Source organism: Bradyrhizobium sp. BRP56 (genome assembly GCF_020194035.1).
In the GTDB taxonomy this organism is placed as follows: Bacteria; Pseudomonadota; Alphaproteobacteria; order Rhizobiales; family Xanthobacteraceae; genus Bradyrhizobium; species Bradyrhizobium australafricanum.
The window spans coordinates 23745-42521 of record NZ_JADYVV010000031.1 but is presented as its reverse complement, the minus strand read 5'-3'; the positions used below and the strand labels follow the sequence as shown (position 1 = coordinate 42521).

The window sequence follows — 18777 nt, the reverse complement described above, 5'->3', positions numbered from 1 at the left end:
TATTTCCGCATCGAACGACAATCAGATTGTCGCCGCGCGGCCGGCCGATCGGCCCAGGACTGCCATCAGCATCGCCGCGACGGCGCAGCATGCGAGCGCAACCTCCCAGCGTCCGGTCGCATCGTGGGCAAGTCCGGCGAGCGGCGGGCCCGCGGCGGCGAGCGAGTAGCCAAGGCACTGCGCCATGCCCGACAGCGCTGCCGCCTGGTGGCTGTGCGAGGTTCGCAAGCTGACGAATGTCAAGCCGAGGATGAAGGCTGCACCCGCCCCGAAGCCGAACAGCGCGACCCACAGCCTTGCGAGCGCCGGAAGCTGCCACAATCCCAGCAGCGAGACGCAGGTCGCAAGCGACACGGCAATCGCAATCCCGCGCTGGTCCTTCATGCGCCGGACCATCGGCCCGAGGATCAGGCCGGGAAGCGCGGTCGCCAATTGCAGCACACCGTGCAGCGTACCCGCCGTCGCCGCCGGGTAGCCTGCCTGCACGAGGATGGCGGGCAACCATCCGACGATGATGTAGAACACCAGCGAGGTCAGGCCGAGGAAGCCGGTCACCTGCCAGGCGAGCAGCGAGTGCCAGATGCGCCCGCGATGCGGCGACGAGGCCGGCTCGACCGTCGGGGCCGTGTGCGTCCCCAGCTGGGGTGCCCAGGCTATCAGCGCCACCACCGGAAAGATCAGCGTGCTCGCAAGCGACAGATGCCAGTTCGATCCCGGCAATTGCGCAAGCGGGATGGCCACGACAGATGCGAGCGCCTGGGCCAATGCGGACGTGATCGCGTAAGCGCCGGTCAGGCTGGCGATACGGGTCGGAAAGTCCCGCTTGAGCAGGCTCGGCAGCAGCACATTTCCAACGGCGATTCCGGCACCAATGGTGGCGGTGCCCGCGAACAGCGCCCAGACCGGACCGGACGAGCGCTGCGCGATCCCGGCCGCGATGACAAGCAGCGCTCCAGCGACCGCTCGATGCCCCATTCGCGCCCGAGCACAGCTGCAACAGGTGAGATCGCGGCGAACGCCAGCAAGGGCAGCGTCGTCAGGATTCCGGCCTCCGCCGCGCTGATCCCGCTGGTCTCACTGATCGTGCCGAGCATCGGCGCGACGCCGGTAATGGGCGCGCGGAGCGTCGAGGCGATCAGCAGGATCCCCGTCAACAACAGGCCCTGCCCGCCCAGCGTGCGCCATCGGCGCTATCATCGTCATCGCATGCTCCTGCCCATCTGCATGCGCCAAGCTATCGACTTGGCTGTCGGAAGAATTTACATATCTATTCTATCGATCACTAAATTCGGTCACTCGACGGGTTTCCAGCTCCGTTATGGGCTTTCAACTTCGCTATCCCTGGCCGGACCTTGATCCGGATGACGTCGCGGCGGCGGCCATCGCCGTGCGCCTCGACGTCACCGAAAACAAGGTCGAGGCGGCCGAGCATGCGCACCGGAAGGGACAGCTCGTCTTCGCGCTCGGCGGCGGCGTGATGTGCCGCGTTCCGAACGGGTTGTGGATGGTGCCGCCGCATTGCGGCGTCTGGCTTCCCGTCGGCACGCGCCACACCAATATCGCAACCGCCAATGCACGAATCTTCTTCGTCTTCATCGAGCCCGGTGCGGCCGACCTGCCCGACCGCTGCTGCACATTGTCGATCTCACCCTTGCTGCGAGAGCTGATCGTCGCGCTTTCCGACCGTATGCAGCAGGACCACGGCACTGAAACCCTCGTTGCGCAATTGCTGCTGAGCGAATTGCCGCGCATGCCGCTGCAGCAGCTGCATCTGCCGATCTCGCCCGAGCCACGCTTGCGACGGATCGCGGCAGCGCTCGCCGACGATCCGGCCGATCGCCGCACGATGGCCGAATGGGCCGAACGCGTGGCGCTGAGCGAGAGCAGTCTCGCGCGTCTCATCCTGAGGGAAACCGGCCTGACATTCGGACGCTGGCGTCAGCAACTGCATTTGATCGTCGCGTTGCGCGAACTCTCCGCCGGCGCGAGCGTTCAGCAGGTCTCGTCCGAACTCGGTTATGAATCCGTCACAGCCTTCATCACCATGTTCAAGAAGGCGCTCGGCAAGCCACCGGCGAAATATCTCAGCGATATCATGCAAGGGAGCGGCTCGGCGTTCGCGGCTGGCGGGCGAATTTAGGAACACCGGTCGGCAACGGACGTTTTCGACATATCGGGCGAACGACAAGCGAGCCGCCTGCGCCAAGCCAATGCAGCGAGGATGCCAGATGCCCTACGCGCTGTTCGATCGCGACAGACAGATCGACAAGGCTTTTCCGACGGAGAAGCAAGCGTGGGAACATGCACTGATCTGCGGACTGATCTTCGACGTTCCGGTGGCGGATGAAGCGCCGGGCCAGGTGCTGCCGGCCGGCTATCACATGAAGCGAATTCCCGGCGACAGCGAAGTCTTCGAACCGGCGCCCGAATGGAAGTTACCGAACGAAATTTCGTGATCGGCCCGCGGCAGGGTTGCCGGTTGCGATCGTGACGTTGCGCGATAAGTAACGCCGAACCAGACCAACAATTCAGGATGAGCGCATGGCCGAAACCGGCAAGATTTTTCACGTTCGCTGCGTCGACAACACGTTGCAGCGGGACACGCTCTCGCTCGGACGCGTCTACGAGGTGACAAAGGATATCGAACGTGACGGCTATTACGAGCTCAGCGGATTGGGCCGCTTCAGCCGGTCCAGATTCGAGGTCGTCGAGCCGAACGACGACACGGCCGAAGTCCGGCAGACGTGTCGATCAAAATAGACAGGAGAGCGCGATGCCCAGAGGCGACAAGTCGAGCTATACCGACAAGCAGAAGCGGCAGGCCGAGCACATCGAGGAAGGCTACGAGACGCGTGGCGTTCCGGATCGCGAGGCCGAGCGGCGCGCATGGGCGACCGTCAACAAGGAGACCCACGGCGGCAAGAAGAGCGGCTCCGGCCGAGGCACGCGCGAGGATCATTCCCCGTCGCGCAAGGGCGGCAAGCTCGGCGGCAAGGCGGCCGCGAGCCGCCCCGCGGCGGAGCGGTCGCGCTCGGCGAAAAAGGCGGCACGTACCCGCAAGCGCCGGGCCGCCTGACCGGCCGCGGGCGCCCCCACAGACAGCAAGACAATACCGCACGCCCGAGCATGATCCGGGAAAGCGCGCAGCGATTTTTCGAAAAAATCATGCTTAAACAACGAGCTAGAACGCGATGACGACGGCACCCGATCTCATCGCGCGTTAGGCGACGGCTCGCAAATGCGTGATCGGGCGCCACCACCGGTTGCCTTCATTTCGGCACCTATCGGGAACAGGCTGTCGGCCCAGGAAGCAAAAGCGAAGCAAAGGCGGCCACCGCAGGGGGTGCCTGCAATTGACGTATCGGTCCCATAGCAGCTGGCAGGACGTGGATTTGCGCAATCTCGTCCGGGTCATATCGGCCTGCACCCTCGGGCTTTGGGCATTTGCGGCCGGCCTCCTGATCGGGACTTTCCTGCTTTGATGGATCGGCGCGGCACGCGCGGCCTGCCTACCCGCCGCTCAGGTGATGCGCGGCGACGAACAGGACGAGCGCACTAAGCACCAATGCCGATGTAGCGCCGGCAACGCTACGCGCGAGTTCAGCCTTCGAAAGATTGGATCTGGTTGCCATTGCAGCCTCCCGTTCGCGCGAGCTAAGCCACAGCCGCTCCGGCGGTCAGGCTCGCTCATGGAGACATTCGCATCACCAGGATGAACGCATCATGAGCAAAACGAACCGCCGGCGCCTCCGTTCCAAAATCTGACCCAGTGGATCGCTTTCGGAACCGGGGCGTTGACCGCATGCGGCAAGCCGGCCGAGCCGCGCCGGAATTGGAAATCGGAGATGCCATGGTGATCCGCTGGGGGCGGCTTCAACCGGCGATTTGGGCGACCGTCATCCTGCTCGTGAGCATCACGGCAGCCGACGCTGCCGGCGACAAGGCGAGCAAGCCATCCGAGTTCATCCTGCTCGTCCAGATCGCGCTCCTGATCGCGGTCGGGCGCGGTCTCGGCGAATTGATGCAGCGGATCGGCCAGCCCTCCGTGATCGGCGAACTGCTCGGCGGCCTGTTGCTCGGACCATCGCTGTTCGGCTGGTTGTGGCCGTCGGCGCACGGCGTGATCTTTCCGCCGTCCGGCGAGCAGAAGGCGCTGATCGACGGCATTGCGCAGTTCGGCATCCTGCTCCTGTTGCTGCTGACGGGCATGGACACCGACCTCAAGCTGGTGCGCAAGGTCGGCCGCGCCGCGACCACGATCTCGGTCGCGGGCATCGCGGTGCCGTTCGTGTGCGGCTTCGCGCTCGGCGAATTCCTTCCCGACGGCCTGCTGCCGTATCCCGAAGCGCGGCTGATCGCATCGCTGTTTCTCGGCACGGCGCTGTCGATCTCCTCGGTGAAGATCGTCGCCGTCGTGGTGCGCGAAATGAACTTCATGCGCCGCAATGTCGGCCAGATCATCGTCGCCAGCGCGATCATCGACGACACCCTCGGCTGGATCATCATCGCTGTCATCTTCAGCCTTGCCTCGCGCGGCAGCCTCGACATCCTCTCGGTCGCGCAGGCGTTGTTCGGCACCCTCACCTTCCTCGCGGTCAGCTTCACGATCGGCCGGCGGCTGGTGTTCCGGCTGATCCGCTGGGCCAACGACAATCTGGTCTCTTCTGCGGCGGTGATCACCGTGATCCTGCTGTTGATGAGCGGGATGGCGATGATCACGCATCTGATCGGCGTGCACACCGTGCTCGGCGCCTTCATCGCCGGCGTGCTGGTCGGGGAATCCCCGATCCTGACCCGGCAGATCGACGAGCGGCTGCGCGGGCTGATCTCGAGCCTGTTCATGCCGGTATTCTTCGGGCTCGCCGGCCTCAGCGCCGACCTCACGGTGCTGAAGGATCCGTCGGTGCTGGGGCTGACCGCAGCGCTAGTGCTGATTGCGAGCATCGGCAAGTTCGGCGGCGCCTTTGTCGGCGGTGCGCTCGGCGGGCTGACCCGGCAGGAGTCCTATGCGCTGGCGAGCGGCATGAATGCGCGCGGCTCGACCGAGGTGATCATCGCCACCATCGGCCTGTCGATGGGGGTGCTGAGCCAGACCATGTTCTCGATGATCGTGACCATGGCGATCCTGACCACGATGGCGATGCCGCCGATGCTGCGCAGCGCGCTGGCGCGGCTGCCGCTCGGCCGGGACGAGAAGGAGCGGCTGGAGCGCGAGGAATATGAGCAGCGCGGCTTCGTCGCCAATCTCGAGCGGCTGCTGCTCGCGGTCGACGAGAGCAGCAATGCGACATTCGCCGCGCATCTCGCCGGCCAGCTCGCCGGCGGGCGCGGTCTGCCGATCACGGTGCTGCATGTCGGCGCCAACGCCAAGCTGCAGGAGAAGAACCGTGCCGATGAGGAGAGCCCCGAGGCGGCGGTCATCAACGCGGCCAAGGCGAGCGCCGAAGCAGATGCCGACGGCGGCGGCAATGTCGACGTCATCAGCCGCGCCCGCGAGGAGACGGCGGCGGAGGCGATCGCCGAGGAAGCCAAAAAAGGTTTCGACCTGCTGGTGGTCGGCATGGACGCGGTCGCCGGCCCCGATGGCGGCTTCGACCGGCGGCTCGACGACCTGACCTCCGGCTTCGACGGCCCGCTGGCGATCGCGGCCGCCAAGGGCGTGCACGAGAAGGAGCCGACGGCGAATGCGCGGAAGATCCTGGTGCCGGTCTCGGGCAGCAACGTCTCGCGGCGCGGAGCCGAGGTCGCGATCGCGCTGGCGCGCCTCTCGAGCGAGCCGCTGCAGGTGGTCTACGTCTCGACCACGCGCGACAAGGGCGCCCGCCGCACTAGCCCCAGCATGTCGCTCGCGCATGAGGAGGCGATCCTGAAGGACATCGCGGCGACCGCGGCGCGCTATGACATCAACGTGACGACGCGGCTGCGCGCTAATACCGCACCTGAGATCGCGATCCTGCAGGAGATCGCGTCAAGCCGGGCCGACCTTGTCGTGATCGGCGTCGACCGCATCCAGGGCGACAGGCTGAATTTCGGCAGCATCGCCGCGGCCGTGCTCGGCAAGTCGAAGGCGTCCGTGCTGCTGGTGTCGGATGGCGACGTCAGGCCCAAGACCTGAAACCCGAAGACTTGAAGCCCGAAGACCTAGAACAAAGACCTGAGGAAGGAGGTTCGGAGCGTGAGCGCGTCCGCGCCTACCACTCTTCCGGACAGGGATCGACGATCTTCCAGAGATCGATCCCGTTCTTGATCTTCTTCATCTCGGTGGTGAGCCCGCCATTGCGGCGGATCCAGTCCTTCACCGTATCGGGGTAGTAGGACATCAGGTCGGAGGTGCCCTCGAGGCTGGTGACCTTGATGCCGAAGGTGAAGGCCTTGTCGTAATAGGCCTGGTGGAAGCCGATGCTGGCCCGCGGCGTGACGCAAATCTTGTTCAGCGGCACGATGCCGAACACCAGCGTGCAGGCCGAGTTGCAGATGCCGTCGATCACGACGCGCTCGCGGCGCTCGCGGATCTGCTTGTACTTGGCCTTGTACTCCTCGACATAGCCGCCATGGTCGCGCGTGATGTGCAGCACCGCCCGCGCGGGCGTCGCGGCCAGAACCGAGAGCAGCAAGGCGACAAGGGGCGTGATGCGCATGGATCGTTCGAAACCGCGGGAAAGGCCGGGCCCGGGCGGACCTGACCGCAAGACTCTGGCCGGACTGTGTTGGCAATCCGTTAAGCATCCGCAAAAAGGCAAAATTTGGCGCGCTGTGGCTGATTTCCCGCAGCTTTTGGCCCCGATTCCGGGTTAAATGGACCCCGGGGCGGCCCACAATGCCGATTCCCGTAAATGACCGGAGGCCGCCCATGACCAAGACCAAGCTTTTCGCCGCCCTCGCTCTGGCCGTGATGGCCCTGACCCCGGCGGCTGCGGCCGACCTCACGGCCCATCCGCGCCACCACCGGCATCACCACCACGCCCATTGGGGCCTGCCCTACCACATCAGCTATCTGCACAATTACGGCCCCGGCCCGACTGCCGGCAGCTTCGCCTATTACGACGGCTCCCCGCGCAACAAGTGCTACCAGAGCGCGGCCGCCTATATCGGCCAGGACCACCGCCGGCATCCCTGCTTCTGACGGCTATAAGGGAGACGGCGGGACGTGCCGGCACCGCTGGGTGCCGCGCTCCGTGCCTGCCTGCTGGCCCTCCCCGCCCAAGTCTGATAATCGACCCGCAACGCGCTCGTAGCTCAGCTGGATAGAGCATCGGATTTCGATTCCGAGGGTCGGGAGTTCGAATCTCTCCGAGCGCGCCAGCGATTTTACCGATAGATCAATAATTTAAGCCGCGCTCATTTCGTTCTGAGTGAGCGTTTTCGCGTTGCGAGCCAGCTCAACTCGCTGCAAGTAAAATCAACGCGCTACCAGCCGCTACAAATCACTCCGCGCAACACGGGCGTAACACGGCGGTTTAGCGTCTGTTCTGAAGCGATGCTGCAAGATGAGAACGACCCCGACGCCGCGCGCCGAGGCCGCCCTTGTGGCTCCCAGCCGGGTTGGGGGTATGAGAGCCGGGAGCCGGAAGACACTACTTCCAAAACCACCGCTCGTTCCTGCCGCCAATAGCACCAATAGGGATTACCTCCCGGCCAGGCTCGCCGAAAAACGATATCAGAATTGGAGTGATGGTATCGGCCGCCCTGCCGGTTAGCAAATCGGCAACTAGATCGGCGCAGGCTTCTCAGAGGGACGGGACCGTTGGGGACGCAGCACGGTCACGTTTCGGAGGAGCTGACGTGTAGGCCCTGGCGTCGGCTCCTCTCTTAGAAGCTTGTGTGAGTTCGGCAACAGCCGTCTCTCCGCGGATCTGCTAAGGAAATGACACTGGGAATTTCAGGGCCCTAGCGCTGGGAATGACAGGGCGCCGCCGGGACAAACCATTTCGGGCCCGGCGGCGTAGCTTTTAGGTCGGCGTCACAGTATCGATGCCGAGCGATCCGAGCACCGCGCGAGCTCGATCCGGCAGCCGATTGTTGCAGCGATCCTGCCACGAAACCATTTTCATCAGCGGACGAAACCGGGCGGAAACATTTGACCGGTACCACTTCTCCCAAACAATAATGGGGAAGTGTCATGATGGAAGCGACCATTGTCGCGCTGCTGCTCCTCAGCGCCGCTGTGTTTTTTGCCCACGCCTACGACGCCCTGCATACGCATTGACGGGATCGGCATCATTTAAGTGTGCGTACCGTCCACCAGGGTCTGTGGACTTGCGCGAGCCATCGACCGCGCCCTAACCCCGCCCGTCCTTCTCCCCGAACCACCGCCGGCACGCCCGGCTGAAGCTCGTCGCATCGGTGTAGCCGAGCGCGGCCGCCATTTCGTCGCGCGATTGGGTGCCGGCCGCGAGCATGATCCTAGCGCGCTCGCGCAGCACGCCGTCGAGCAGCGGGCGGAAGGCGCTGCCGGTCTCGGCGAGCCGCCGCACCAGGGTTCGCCGCGAGGTGCCGACGAGGCGCGCGGCCTCCTCCTCACCGAGACGCTGCGGGAGGCGCGCCGCGATCAGGCGCTCGACGATCCCCGCCAGCGCCGCGGTGTCGGGCTGCGGGTTCTCGATCGCCTCGAGCGCTTCGATGGCCTTGGCGTGCAATTGCGGATCGGCAAACGGCGACGGCCGCGCGCCAAGAGCTTTCGGCACCTCGAAGACGAACGCGGCGGCGTTGAACTTCACCGCGCAGGAATAATGCTCGAGCAGCCGCGCCGCGCCCGCAGGCGGAGGCCAGGGAAATTGCAGCGTCGCCTCACCGATCGCATCCTCGAGCAGCTGGACGTAGACGGCGTGCACGTTGAGGCTGACCGCCAGCGCCACGGCGTGCCACAGCGCTTCATCCATCGCGACCGCGGGAGAGATTTCAATCTGGATCGCGCGCGCGGTCTTGCGCAGCCGGTTGCGGACGAAGGGCGCGCGGGTCGACCCGAAGCGCGCGCCGGTCGCCAACGCATCCGCGATGGTCGGCGCCGTCCTGGTCGCGACGTCGAGCGCGCCTTGCAGCGATGTCGACCACACCGCCGCTGCCGACAACGGCCACAGTTCGCCATGCCGGCGGGTGATGTTGGCCGCCAGCACCACCAGCGAGGATACCGGCATGTGAGCGCCGGGCTGGTCGAGCGCCTCGAGCCGAATTCCGGTGCCCTTGAGCAGCTCGTCGCGATCGCTTCGCGTCTGGCCAAATGCCCGCACCAGGGCCCGTGCATAGGCCGCGGAGACCGGCGTGCGAAGGGCATCGGATTCCGATCCGTGCATGGCGTCGGCGACCTCCCCCTCGCGAACGTCCGGTCGAACAGGCTTGGCGCAAAATGCCACAAAATTGGCCTGTTGTGAACTGGCGGCGCAGGCCCGCCTCGCGGCATGCTCGGCCCAACAATGGCGAACGCCGCCTCGCAAGAGATGTTGGAGGGAATGCGATGATCTTCACGGGCACCAATGCTGCTGGCGAAGCGATCACCTACCGGGACGGCAAGCGCTATCTCTGGATGCTCTCGTTCATTCCGCCGCTGATCCCGCTGTTGTCCTACTGGCTCTTCCTGCGGACGCACAATCCGCTGGTGACGCTGATCCCGTTCGTCTTCATCTTCATCCTGATCCCGCTGCTCGACGTCGTGTTCGGCGAAGACACCCACAATCCGCCGGCGGAAGTGGTCGCCGCGATGGAGGCCGATCCCTATTACCTGCGGCTCGCACGCGTCACCGTGGTGTTTCCCTGGATCAACTACGTCGCGCTGATCGCCTTCTTCGGCACCCAGGATCTGCCGTGGTGGTCCTATGTCGCCTTGCTGCTCGGCGTCGGCACCATCAATGGCGGCGCGCTCCTGATCGGGCATGAGCTCGGCCACAAGCCGGACAGGCTCAACATCCTGTTCGGCATGCTCGCCAACTGCGCGGTGGGCTACGCGCATTTCCGCGTCGAGCACAATCGCGGCCATCACACTTGGGTTGCAACCCCCGAGGACCCCGCCAGCGCGCGCTTCGGTGAATCGATCTATGCGTTCGCAACACGCGAACTGCCGGGTGCGTTCAAGCGCGGCTGGCGCAACGAGGCCGAACGGCTGACCCGCCGCAGCGAGCCGGTCTGGTCGGTCAACAACGAGATCCTGCAGGGCTTTGCGCTGACGCTCGTCGTCGCGGCCGTCCTGATCGCGCTGTTCGGCTGGAAGGTCGCGCCGTTCATCGTCGCGCACCATTTCCTCGGCTGGTACGCGCTGACCCAGGCCAACTATGTCGAGCATTACGGGCTGCTGCGCGAGAAGCTGCCGAACGGCCGCTACCAGGCGGTCGAGCCGCGCCACTCATGGAATACCAACCACATCGTCTCGAACCTGATGACGTTCCACCTGCAACGTCACTCCGACCACCACGCCAACCCGATGCGCCCCTACCAGTCGCTGCGCGATTTCGACGACATCCCGCGGTTGCCGAACGGCTACACCGGCATGTTCGGGCTGGCGGCGATCCCGCCGCTCTGGTTCCGCGTGATGGACCCGAAGACCCTGGCCTGGGCCGGCGGCGACAAGAGCAAGCTGAACCTCCGCGATCGGCCCGCGAGCTCTTGATCGCGGCGATCGCCCGGCTCCCGGTCCTACATCTGGGCCGAGCGCCGCTTCATGGCGCCGATGCCGAGGAATGAGCCATTCACCGACGGATACTGGCTGGTGAATTCGAACGTATCGAAGCTTGGCGCTTCCAACTGCTTCAACGCCTTCCAGAGCAGCGTGGTATCCGGACAGGCTTGGGAATGGATGTCATGATGCACGATGATGCGGGCGTGGGAACGCACCAGCAGATGATCCTGTAGCGCACCGCGCAGGCTGTGATCGCCGTCGATAAAGACGAGGTCGGGCTTCAGCCGGTCGACATGCGCACCGACCAGCGGCGAGGTCGAAAAATCCTGCATGTAGATCGGTTCGATAGCGGCCTGCTGCTGCAGCAGATCGAAATAGGTCGAGATAAAGGGGGTCGGCGCGATCGGATCGAGTGCAATCACGGTCTTGAGGTCGGCGCCGCTGTTCCTGAGCCACTCCGTCACCAGGATGAACATGCCGCCCCAGCGGCAGCCGATCTCCATGTATGAGGAGATGCCGGACGCATTGCGCGCAAGCCAGGCGAGATATGGCGCAAGCTGGTTCGGATATTGCCAGAGGTGGAGGCCCTTGCCGAAGTTCGGCGCCAGCTCCGGCGGCTGCTCATGAAGCAGTTCGTCATTGAGCCCCATTGCAGGGATAAATTCGCGTTCGAGGAAGTCCACATCCAACCGCTGGGCCGAGGTCAATGACCCGATGGTATCGATCGCCTCGCGGACGAAAGGCGCAAGATCGGCGAAACGCTGGTATCGGTCGGCTTGGGTGTGCTGGGCGTTGAGCATCGGGCAATCAGATCGGAGGGCGGACGGGAGACCGCTGGTCGTCGCGCCTCCAATCATTGAACGGACCAGGCAGCCGTCTCGGGCGCAAAATCTTGCGTTCGGTGTCGAATAGCCGCCCGTTCGCACAGCGCCGGGCGAGCCGCTCGGCACAGTGCTTCGAACCCGCAGCCTGCTCCGCTCTCACCCGCTCGGAATCTTCCGCCGCACCGCCTCCACGCCGGCATCGGTCACGTTGTATCGGCGGCCCATCTCCGGGACGATCCAGCCCTTCTCGATCATTCCGGCAATGGTGCTCGGGCCAACGCCCGCGGGAAACGGACGGCGGTTGCGGATCGCGTCGATCGCGACCCGCTCGAGATGGGTGGCAACATGCGAGGGGCGCGCGCGAAACGCCTTTGCCATGATCAGGACCGACAGGACCTCGGCGCGCCGGCGCACGGCCGAAGCGCTGCGGGTCAGTTCGTTGCTGATCTCGAGAGCGTTCTTGCCGGCCCTGGCAAGTTCTCTGAGCTTCTCGTCCTCGTCAGGGCTCCAGCGCCGCACGATCCCCATCTGCCCCTCACCGCCTGGATACCCATCTCAAACCGATGCATACGCAGGCGGCGCCGATTTGCCATGTGACTTTCGGCACCTCTTGATGCGACGTCGGGGCTGTCGCCATCAGGACGGCCGATCGCGGTGTCGCACGATGCAGCACAAAGAGCATGATCCGATTGAATCGGATCATGCTCTCAATCCCCTTGCTTGGTGGCGCTTTGCTTGCGCGCGAAAACGCTTCAGTGCTTGCTGGGTTCAAGCGCGATGAGCACGCCGGTCGGCTCGGGCTCGTGCGGCCGAAGCGAGGTCAGTTCCGGATCGCTCCACTCGGCGAGACTGACGACTTCGCCGGTCTGCCCCGGCATGTCGGAGGTCTGGGCCGGTTCGAGCACCTTGAGCCCGCTGGTGTCGACGAAGAATGTGTGCTCACCGAACACACTGTTCAGTTGCGCCACGGCCGGGTGATCGTCCGGAAGCACCTGGGCATTCAGTTGCGTCATGGTCTGCTTGACTTGCGTGGAATTGAGTTTCATCCGCTGCTCCTTCTCGTTGGTTCCGGCCGCGATGGCTTCCTTGACAGGTTTCCTTGACAAGTTTTCCTTGGCTGGTTCCTCCCCGCCCGCACCCCGCATCGGGGGCTTCAAGGTCTCGAACCAATCAGGCAACGAAACGTTCCGCACGCGCGACGCATTGACCGCCTGCGCACTGGTTCCCCGCGGATCAGATGTGAAGTGCGACTCTGATGTCACGCCCATCGCTACGAGACGGGAGGCTTCTTCCTTGCGAGTCCTTCCAGGTGCACGCGGCGTGCGGCGGATTTGCGCACGCGCTCCCTGGTGCGGCAGGCCCGGCAGCGCACCGCCGCGGTAAATACATCGCCCTTGGCGGTCTCGTACCACCATTTCTGCTGCAACGGCGTCCAGACCTCGGCAACGCCGCAGTCCTTGCAGATGAAGGGCTCCGGTCGATAGGTTCCGCGCAGCACGAAATCGGGAGTCGAATAGCTGTTCGATGGCGCGAGCCGCGTCGTATCCACGGCAACCTCGTAGCGCGCCAGCGCAATCTTGTAGTCGCGGAGACGTTGCCGTTCAGCGGCGCGTTGCGCCTGGATGCGGCGCCATTCCTCGGCCTTGCGCCGCCTGGCTTCGATCGCTCCGTTCGTCTGCTTGCTGCGTTTCACGGCGGCACATCCGTCTGGGTCGAATGCCTTCGGCGCATCGACGAAGTAAATACCGGGCAGCACGACCTCGTCGATGATGACGTCATTGATGCGCTGCCGTTCTGCCGCCGGCTTGTCATAATTGCCGCAACATTGCGCGACGACAAGGTCGCGTGCGGGGAACACGTAGAGGCGCTGACGGCCGTCCGAGGCGGATGACTTCGGGATGCCCCTCAGGCCGCGCCTATGCCGGCCCCTGCGCCGCCGGCCGCATGCGGAGCGCGTCGAGCACGAGGACAAGAACCGGGCGCTGCTCGTCGTTCACTAGCTCCGTCTTGAAGATCACGACAGCGTCGCGCCGCTCCGGCCTGATGGTGATCTTCTGGATCTGGGATTGGCCGGTGAGCGTGGCGCCGGGCCGAACCGGGCTCGGCAGGCGAATCTCGAAGCTCCGCCCGACGATCCCCGCCACCTTGGTCCAGATCGCCTCCACGACGAGCCGCTGATAGATCGCAATGGTGTTGAAACCGCTTGCGATCAGTCCGCCGAACGGGCCTGCCGCAGCCGCGACGGGATCGGTATGGATCGGCACCGGATCATATTTGCCGGCGAACTCCAGGATCTCGGCCTCGCCGATCGTGTAGCTGCCAAGCCTGAACGTCTGGCCCTCGGTGAGATCGTCCGCGTACAGCATCGCGCGCCTCCATCTGTCGCGCGACGATAGACGAATGGTGCGGGCTTTCCATTACCCCGGACGTCATGAAACTTCGTGCGCGATACGCGAGCGACACCCGCCGCTCGCATATCGCCGCAGGTATCCCGCGCTATTGCAGCCGGGCCGCCCTCGCCTTTGCCGCCTTCAGCGTGTTCTCCATCAGGCAGGCGATCGTCATCGGGCCGACGCCGCGCGGCACCGGCGTGATGGCGCCGGCGACCTGCACCGCCTCGTCGAACAAGACGTCGCCGCACACCGCATAGCCGCCGTCCGGCTTCTCGACGCGCGTGGTGCCGACGTCGATGACGATGGCCTGGGGCTTGATCCAGTCGCCGCGCACGAGGCCGGCCTTGCCCACCGCGCTCACCAGGATGTCGGCCTCGCGGCAGATCCTGCTGATGCCACGGGTGTGGATATGGGTCTGCGTCACGGTCGCGTGCTCCTGCAGCAGCAACGCGGCCATCGGCTTGCCGACGATGTTGGAGCTGCCGATCACCACGGCATGGGCGCCGGTGAGGTCTGATCGGACCGACTTGATCAGCCGGAGACAGCCGAGCGGCGTGCACGGCACCAGCGCGTCATCGCCGTGAAACAGCCGGCCGGCGTTGAGGGCGTGCAGGCCGTCGACATCCTTGGCGGGATCGACCGCCGCCATCACGCGCAAGGCGTCGATATGCGCCGGCAACGGCAGCTGCACCAGGATGCCGTCGATATCGTCGCGCGCATTGAGCGCCTCTACTCTGGCAAGCAGATCGGCCTCGCTGGCATCATCCGGCAGGCGTGCGACCTCGCCGCGCAGGCCGAGCCGCTCGGCCATCCTGACCTTGCTCTGCACATAGATCTGGCTCGCCGGGTCGCAGCCGACCAGCACGACCACAAGCCCCGGCGCGCGGGGCAGCCGGTCGAGTTCGCCAGCAATCTTGTCGATGACAATTTGGGCATGTGCATGCCCATCGAGAATGTTCGCCGTCATGGCACCTCCGTTTCGAAGCGGTGCCCAGGCGCGCGGCGTTCAGTCTCTGCGCTCCCCGATGGTGGTCCATCCAAGCGCCAGTCGCGCAGATGGCATCGTCATAGCCGTCCCGCCGGGCAAAGGCAATTCACGCTCTCCCGCGGGTCGAACGGCGACGAATTGCCCTCACTTTTGCCGGTGGATCGGTGCCGGGCGGGTCACCTCTGGGGGTAGGATTCGGGCAAGACTTGCGTTAAGTCTCGGCGCTTGCCGGGCTTTTCCGATCCCCGGCGCCATCCCTTCCGGTCATCACGCCATTTCGGACATTTTCGACATGAGACATATCATCCTCGCGCTGGCGCTCTTCTGCCCGGCTGCCGCGCTTGCCCAAGGTACCACGCCGGCCCCCGCCGACGCCGACAAGCCGGCGGCGGCCTCGCAGCCGATGGTCGGCGACAAGCCGCTGGTCCAGGTCGGCAAGAAGTCGGCCGCCAAGAAGGGCGAGAAGCCTGCCGCGCCCGGCAAGCCGCAATCGGTCGCCCAGAAGCTTCAGGCCTGTCAGGACATCGACGACGCCACCAAGGAACGGCTGATCTGCTACGACGAGATCTTCAAGCCGCAGCCGAAGCCGAAGGCCGCCCCGGCCAAGGGCGTCAACGATTGCCGCTTCGTGAAGGAAGAGGACGAGCGGCTGACCTGCTACAACGGCTTCGCGGACAAGATTCCGCGCCTGCCGCGCTAAAGGTAGCGAGCGCCGCGCGGACGCCGTCCCGGATCCGGCCACCCGCCTGATCGCGGACATGAAAAAGCCGCCGCAAGTGTTTGCGGCGGCGGATCGATTGCCGGCTGCGGCAGCCCTTTCTTACCAGGTGCCGAAGCCACCAAAGAAGCCCATGCGCTGCTGCTGCGCGACGCGGTAAGGCTGATACATGCCGGGCTGCGCCAGCCGCATCGGCTGCTGGGGATGGGCGTGGTAGCGCGCGACCTTGCGCTTCTTCGGCGCCTGAGACTGGGCCTGCGCCGGTTGTTCAGCCGATTTTGCCTCAGCCGCGACCTTCTGCGCATCAGCCTTCTCTGGCGGAATGAACTGGGCGAACGTATTGCGGACGCGGGCTTGCGCCGACGCATCGCCCGTAGCCGACGGGATGGCCGCGGCGACCGCGTTGACCTGCGCCGGAACAATGGTCGGCAAATTGGTATCGTAGACCACCCGCTCGGGCAATTTCTGGGTCGACTTGATGCGCACCATGGTCTTGTCGACGCCCGGCGACGACAGTCCCTGGTTCTGGCCGGCGACCACGGCCTCCTGCGGCACGATGGCATTGACGACGAAGAGCAGCGCGAGCAGCACTCCACCAACGAACAGGAAATAACGCGCCACAGGCATTTTGGTAGCTCCCCCCGCGCAGCAGGGCGCGGTTCATCTCGGCGCGACGACATCAGTCATCGCGCGGGCGATTTCATCGTCTGCGCATGATCACCCGGGCGCTGTCCGCGCTCCCGGGTCGTTCGCTAACGGCTGGTTTATTAGTTAGTTCCTGTCCGGCCGTTACGGTTCACCCGACAAGTCAATTCGCGGTCACTTTTTCGAGATGCCGGGAATTAGAGGCGGCTCGCCGTCACGACCGAGCATTTCGCCTTGTTTGCGTTCACGTTGACGAACCCGACCAACATTTGCGAGTAGGTCTTGCGGCTCTTCATGGCGATGGTGTCGGAGATCAGCCGCTTGCGCTCGGTCAGCGGCCGACCGTCCCGGCGGATGAAGGCGCAGGCGATCTCGATATCCTTGACGGCGAAATCATTGGCATTGCGCAGCGTCAGGGTGACCAGCGCCTTCGAACCCAGCCCGCCGCGCCGCCACGATTGCGAGGCGATCCGCAGCTTATCCAGCGGCGATCTTTCAGCGCCGGGCCCGAACGGCTTGGCCTCCTCTGCCCCCTGTGGAGCGATGGCCACACCGACGGTGGTCGGCTCGTCCGCCGGTGCGGCAAGCGCATCCCTCGCGGTCTGATTTGTGATTTGGGCTGGTTGCTCGCCGGTCGGGGCATTCTGCGCGGTGCGGATCATGGAGGACACCGGCCAGACATCCTGGTCCCCGGCGTCGCTCGGCTCGGGGAGCATGAACCATGCGGCGATCCCGGCGAGCGCAATCAGCGGCAGCAGCAGGCTGGCGTAGAAGCCCCCTTCACCGAGACGTCCGGCGGCCAACCTCCGAAACGACGCCAAGCCGATCCGCATCGTCGTGCCCTCACCCTGGCAGCCTGATCGGGCCGCCCCCCACACAGACAGGAAGCCGCACCGCGCGGCTTCCGGGACGGCCGCAGGTCGAGCGGCCACGCGAAGACAATCGCTGACGGCCGCAATGGTTTCATTCCGGGACGACAATCTTGGGCAGGCATAACGAGGGATGGTATCCCAGCGAACCGCTCGCTAGATTTGCGCCGCCCGAGAGCGAGTGCCGCGCACCGAACAGCGGCACGACAACAACAAGGAGATCGCAATGCCTGTCGTCACCTGGGACCACGTCCACCTGCGCAGTCCCGATCCCGAGGCCACCGCGACCTGGCTGCGCGACATTCTCGGCGGCGAGATCATCCGCGGCCCCGGCCGCATCGACGTCCAGCTCGGCGGCGCCAGGGTGTTCATTGCGGAGGTGACCCAGGGCGACGGCGTCAACGCCGCGCCGGTGACGCCCTATCAGGGGCTCGATCATTTCGGGCTCACGGTGAAGGACATCGACGCGGTCGCGGCCGAGATCAAGGCCAAGGGCGTCGAATTCACCAAGGAGCCGACCACGATCCGTCCCGGCGTGCGGATCTGCTTCATCCGTGGCCCACAGGGCATCTCGATCGAACTGCTCGAGCGCGACCAGAAATACGTCTGAGCCACGCGTGCGGCGCTAAGTCATGCTGCCAGGCATGAAGCAGCGGATCGTCACGCCCATGTAGCTGGGAATCGGCCAGACCATGGCGCGACCGACCCGGTTGGGCTCGGTGACCACGGCCTCGTCGGGGACATCGATCCACGCCCCGTCGAGGCGAACACGATAGTGCCCGTCCTTGGATTCCCAGTCGACATCGCTGACCGCTGTGCCGTCGGCATCCGAACAGCACGGCCCTTTGCCGCTGCGCAGGCCGTCGAACCATTCCTTCAGCGGCGAATTGGCGTAGCGGCCGTCGGGATCGCGCGCCTGCGCGATTCGCATGGCCGCGACCAACACCAGCGTTATCAGCACAAGGGATACGATCGTGTGGCTCGCGTAGCGGGCCGAAGTTCCATTGAGCCTGCGAGGGCGTGCCCAATGGCCGCCGGATTCAATCCAGTCAGACATGTGTTTGCTCCAGCACTCACCGGCCAGTGCAACCAGAGCTATGCATTTCGCGGGCCACTTTGATTCGCGCGTACGGTCCGCTGTCATTGCGCCGTCACACTGCCTGGCAGGAACCGAGGGTCACCCGAACGCGGGACACCCGGGAATCAACCTGCCGCATTGCACGAGGTTGCTCGCTTTGGCATAAAAAACCAACTGGCTTGCCATGGGCGCGGCGGCCAGCAATCGGGACGTCATGAAGAACGGACTTTACTCAATTCACGTCACCCTGCTGGACGGTCGCGTCGGCAAGGGCAGCGGCGTCATTCTCTTCCGCGACGGCCAGATACTGGGCGGCGACGCCTATCTTTACTACACCGGCAGCTACACGGTGAAGGGCGATGCCTTCAAGGGCGAAGTCCTTGTGCAACGCCACACGACGCCACGCGACACCGACAACCCGCTGTTCGGCGGGCCCGCGCCCGTCGGCATCGGCGTCTCCGGCACCTTCACCGACACCCGCGGCACCATGAGTGGGACCGCACTGGTCGGCAAGGCGAGCCTGATCTTCGGCGCCACGCTGCACAAGCTCGCGGATATCAATTAGCGGTTTGAAACTCGCTGCTAGATCCGTCACCCCCGCGCAAGGGCTTCGCCTTTGCGCGGGGATGACGGATCGAGAGCGAACACGTGGCTGG

At 65.0% G+C, this 18777-nt stretch carries 23 protein-coding genes, 1 tRNA gene and 1 riboswitch; of the genes, 12 read left to right on the top strand and 12 right to left on the bottom strand.

Annotation, left to right across the window (positions count from 1 at the left end):
* Window positions 1-21 precede the first annotated feature (21 nt).
* Complete coding sequence (locus I6F38_RS22020) at window positions 22-975, bottom strand: MFS transporter (RefSeq protein WP_225161786.1); 954 nt, start codon at window positions 973-975, stop codon at window positions 22-24.
* Here I6F38_RS22020 and I6F38_RS22015 point away from each other — a divergent pair.
* The 6 genes from I6F38_RS22015 to I6F38_RS21990 all read left to right on the top strand — a co-directional run bounded on the left by I6F38_RS22015 (window position 967) and on the right by I6F38_RS21990 (window position 6115).
* Window positions 967-1356: a hypothetical protein gene (locus tag I6F38_RS22015; RefSeq protein WP_225161785.1), complete on the top strand. Its 390-nt coding sequence runs from the start codon at window positions 967-969 to the stop codon at window positions 1354-1356. The two genes, I6F38_RS22020 and I6F38_RS22015, sit on opposite strands and share 9 nt — an antisense overlap.
* Window positions 1319-2140, top strand: a complete 822-nt coding sequence (locus I6F38_RS22010; protein ID WP_225161784.1) for a helix-turn-helix transcriptional regulator — start codon at window positions 1319-1321, stop codon at window positions 2138-2140. Before I6F38_RS22015 ends, I6F38_RS22010 begins: the two co-directional genes overlap by 38 nt.
* 88 nt (window positions 2141-2228) lie before the next feature.
* Entirely contained in the window at window positions 2229-2456 is a 228-nt protein-coding gene (locus tag I6F38_RS22005; RefSeq protein ID WP_076831268.1) for a hypothetical protein, read from the top strand.
* 85 nt (window positions 2457-2541) lie between these two features.
* Complete coding sequence (locus tag I6F38_RS22000; protein ID WP_225161783.1) at window positions 2542-2760, top strand: hypothetical protein; 219 nt, start codon at window positions 2542-2544, stop codon at window positions 2758-2760.
* A 13-nt stretch (window positions 2761-2773) separates the two neighbouring features.
* Window positions 2774-3076 carry a hypothetical protein gene (locus tag I6F38_RS21995; RefSeq protein ID WP_050385697.1) on the top strand — a complete coding sequence of 101 codons (303 nt, stop codon included), beginning with the start codon at window positions 2774-2776 and terminating at the stop codon, window positions 3074-3076.
* 774 nt (window positions 3077-3850) lie between these two features.
* The gene (locus I6F38_RS21990; protein ID WP_225161782.1) at window positions 3851-6115 is read left to right on the top strand and encodes a cation:proton antiporter; all 2265 of its coding nucleotides are present in this window, start codon (window positions 3851-3853) and stop codon (window positions 6113-6115) included.
* A 76-nt stretch (window positions 6116-6191) separates the two neighbouring features.
* Here I6F38_RS21990 and I6F38_RS21985 read toward each other — a convergent pair whose 3' ends face one another.
* The gene (locus I6F38_RS21985) at window positions 6192-6638 is read right to left on the bottom strand and encodes a hypothetical protein (RefSeq protein ID WP_028339233.1); all 447 of its coding nucleotides are present in this window, start codon (window positions 6636-6638) and stop codon (window positions 6192-6194) included.
* 212 nt (window positions 6639-6850) lie between these two features.
* Here I6F38_RS21985 and I6F38_RS21980 point away from each other — a divergent pair, with 212 nt between their 5' ends.
* Together I6F38_RS21980 and I6F38_RS21975 are read left to right on the top strand one after the other, a co-directional pair.
* Window positions 6851-7123: a hypothetical protein gene (locus tag I6F38_RS21980; RefSeq protein ID WP_076831273.1), complete on the top strand. Its 273-nt coding sequence runs from the start codon at window positions 6851-6853 to the stop codon at window positions 7121-7123.
* A gap of 102 nt (window positions 7124-7225) precedes the next feature.
* Window positions 7226-7302, top strand: a tRNA-Arg gene (locus I6F38_RS21975).
* A gap of 977 nt (window positions 7303-8279) precedes the next feature.
* Here I6F38_RS21975 and I6F38_RS21970 read toward each other — a convergent pair.
* The gene (locus I6F38_RS21970; protein WP_225161781.1) at window positions 8280-9290 is read right to left on the bottom strand and encodes an AraC family transcriptional regulator; all 1011 of its coding nucleotides are present in this window, start codon (window positions 9288-9290) and stop codon (window positions 8280-8282) included.
* A 161-nt stretch (window positions 9291-9451) separates the two neighbouring features.
* Here I6F38_RS21970 and I6F38_RS21965 point away from each other — a divergent pair, with 161 nt between their 5' ends.
* Window positions 9452-10597 (top strand): alkane 1-monooxygenase, encoded by a 1146-nt coding sequence (locus tag I6F38_RS21965; protein ID WP_225161780.1) that lies wholly within the window; start codon window positions 9452-9454, stop codon window positions 10595-10597.
* Window positions 10598-10623: 26 nt separating this feature from the next.
* On the opposite strand, the gene I6F38_RS21960 is transcribed toward I6F38_RS21965, so the two are convergent.
* From I6F38_RS21960 to I6F38_RS21935, 6 genes are all read right to left on the bottom strand, one after another.
* Complete coding sequence (locus I6F38_RS21960; RefSeq protein ID WP_225161779.1) at window positions 10624-11406, bottom strand: hypothetical protein; 783 nt, start codon at window positions 11404-11406, stop codon at window positions 10624-10626.
* 180 nt (window positions 11407-11586) lie between these two features.
* Window positions 11587-11958, bottom strand: coding sequence for a hypothetical protein (locus I6F38_RS21955; protein ID WP_016846479.1), 372 nt, complete (start codon window positions 11956-11958; stop codon window positions 11587-11589).
* A 224-nt stretch (window positions 11959-12182) separates the two neighbouring features.
* Window positions 12183-12476 carry a hypothetical protein gene (locus tag I6F38_RS21950; protein WP_016846480.1) on the bottom strand — a complete coding sequence of 98 codons (294 nt, stop codon included), beginning with the start codon at window positions 12474-12476 and terminating at the stop codon, window positions 12183-12185.
* Window positions 12477-12700: 224 nt separating this feature from the next.
* The gene (locus I6F38_RS44040; protein ID WP_225161777.1) at window positions 12701-13288 is read right to left on the bottom strand and encodes a zinc-ribbon domain containing protein; all 588 of its coding nucleotides are present in this window, start codon (window positions 13286-13288) and stop codon (window positions 12701-12703) included.
* Window positions 13289-13346: 58 nt separating this feature from the next.
* Window positions 13347-13796 (bottom strand): MaoC/PaaZ C-terminal domain-containing protein, encoded by a 450-nt coding sequence (locus I6F38_RS21940; protein ID WP_225161776.1) that lies wholly within the window; start codon window positions 13794-13796, stop codon window positions 13347-13349.
* Window positions 13797-13926: 130 nt separating this feature from the next.
* Complete coding sequence (locus I6F38_RS21935) at window positions 13927-14790, bottom strand: tetrahydrofolate dehydrogenase/cyclohydrolase catalytic domain-containing protein (protein WP_225161775.1); 864 nt, start codon at window positions 14788-14790, stop codon at window positions 13927-13929.
* A gap of 15 nt (window positions 14791-14805) precedes the next feature.
* Window positions 14806-14885: riboswitch (ZMP/ZTP riboswitch) on the bottom strand.
* 218 nt (window positions 14886-15103) lie between these two features.
* Between I6F38_RS21935 and I6F38_RS21930 the strand changes: the two genes are divergently transcribed.
* Window positions 15104-15511, top strand: coding sequence for a hypothetical protein (locus I6F38_RS21930; protein WP_225161774.1), 408 nt, complete (start codon window positions 15104-15106; stop codon window positions 15509-15511).
* Between the two features lie 120 nt (window positions 15512-15631).
* Here the strand turns inward: I6F38_RS21930 and I6F38_RS21925 are convergent, their stop codons facing one another.
* Both I6F38_RS21925 and I6F38_RS21920 read right to left on the bottom strand, forming a co-directional pair.
* The gene (locus I6F38_RS21925; RefSeq protein ID WP_225161773.1) at window positions 15632-16156 is read right to left on the bottom strand and encodes a hypothetical protein; all 525 of its coding nucleotides are present in this window, start codon (window positions 16154-16156) and stop codon (window positions 15632-15634) included.
* 215 nt (window positions 16157-16371) lie between these two features.
* On the bottom strand, window positions 16372-17007 hold the full coding sequence (locus I6F38_RS21920; RefSeq protein WP_225161772.1) for a hypothetical protein: 636 nt from the start codon (window positions 17005-17007) through the stop codon (window positions 16372-16374).
* A 262-nt stretch (window positions 17008-17269) separates the two neighbouring features.
* On the opposite strand from I6F38_RS21920, the gene I6F38_RS21915 reads away from it, so the two are divergent.
* Window positions 17270-17653 (top strand): VOC family protein, encoded by a 384-nt coding sequence (locus I6F38_RS21915; RefSeq protein WP_057015836.1) that lies wholly within the window; start codon window positions 17270-17272, stop codon window positions 17651-17653.
* A 15-nt stretch (window positions 17654-17668) separates the two neighbouring features.
* On the opposite strand, the gene I6F38_RS21910 is transcribed toward I6F38_RS21915, so the two are convergent.
* Window positions 17669-18100: a hypothetical protein gene (locus tag I6F38_RS21910; protein WP_225161771.1), complete on the bottom strand. Its 432-nt coding sequence runs from the start codon at window positions 18098-18100 to the stop codon at window positions 17669-17671.
* 235 nt (window positions 18101-18335) lie between these two features.
* Here I6F38_RS21910 and I6F38_RS21905 point away from each other — a divergent pair, with 235 nt between their 5' ends.
* Window positions 18336-18686, top strand: a complete 351-nt coding sequence (locus I6F38_RS21905) for a GrlR family regulatory protein (RefSeq protein ID WP_026192881.1) — start codon at window positions 18336-18338, stop codon at window positions 18684-18686.
* Window positions 18687-18777: the final 91 nt, after the last annotated feature.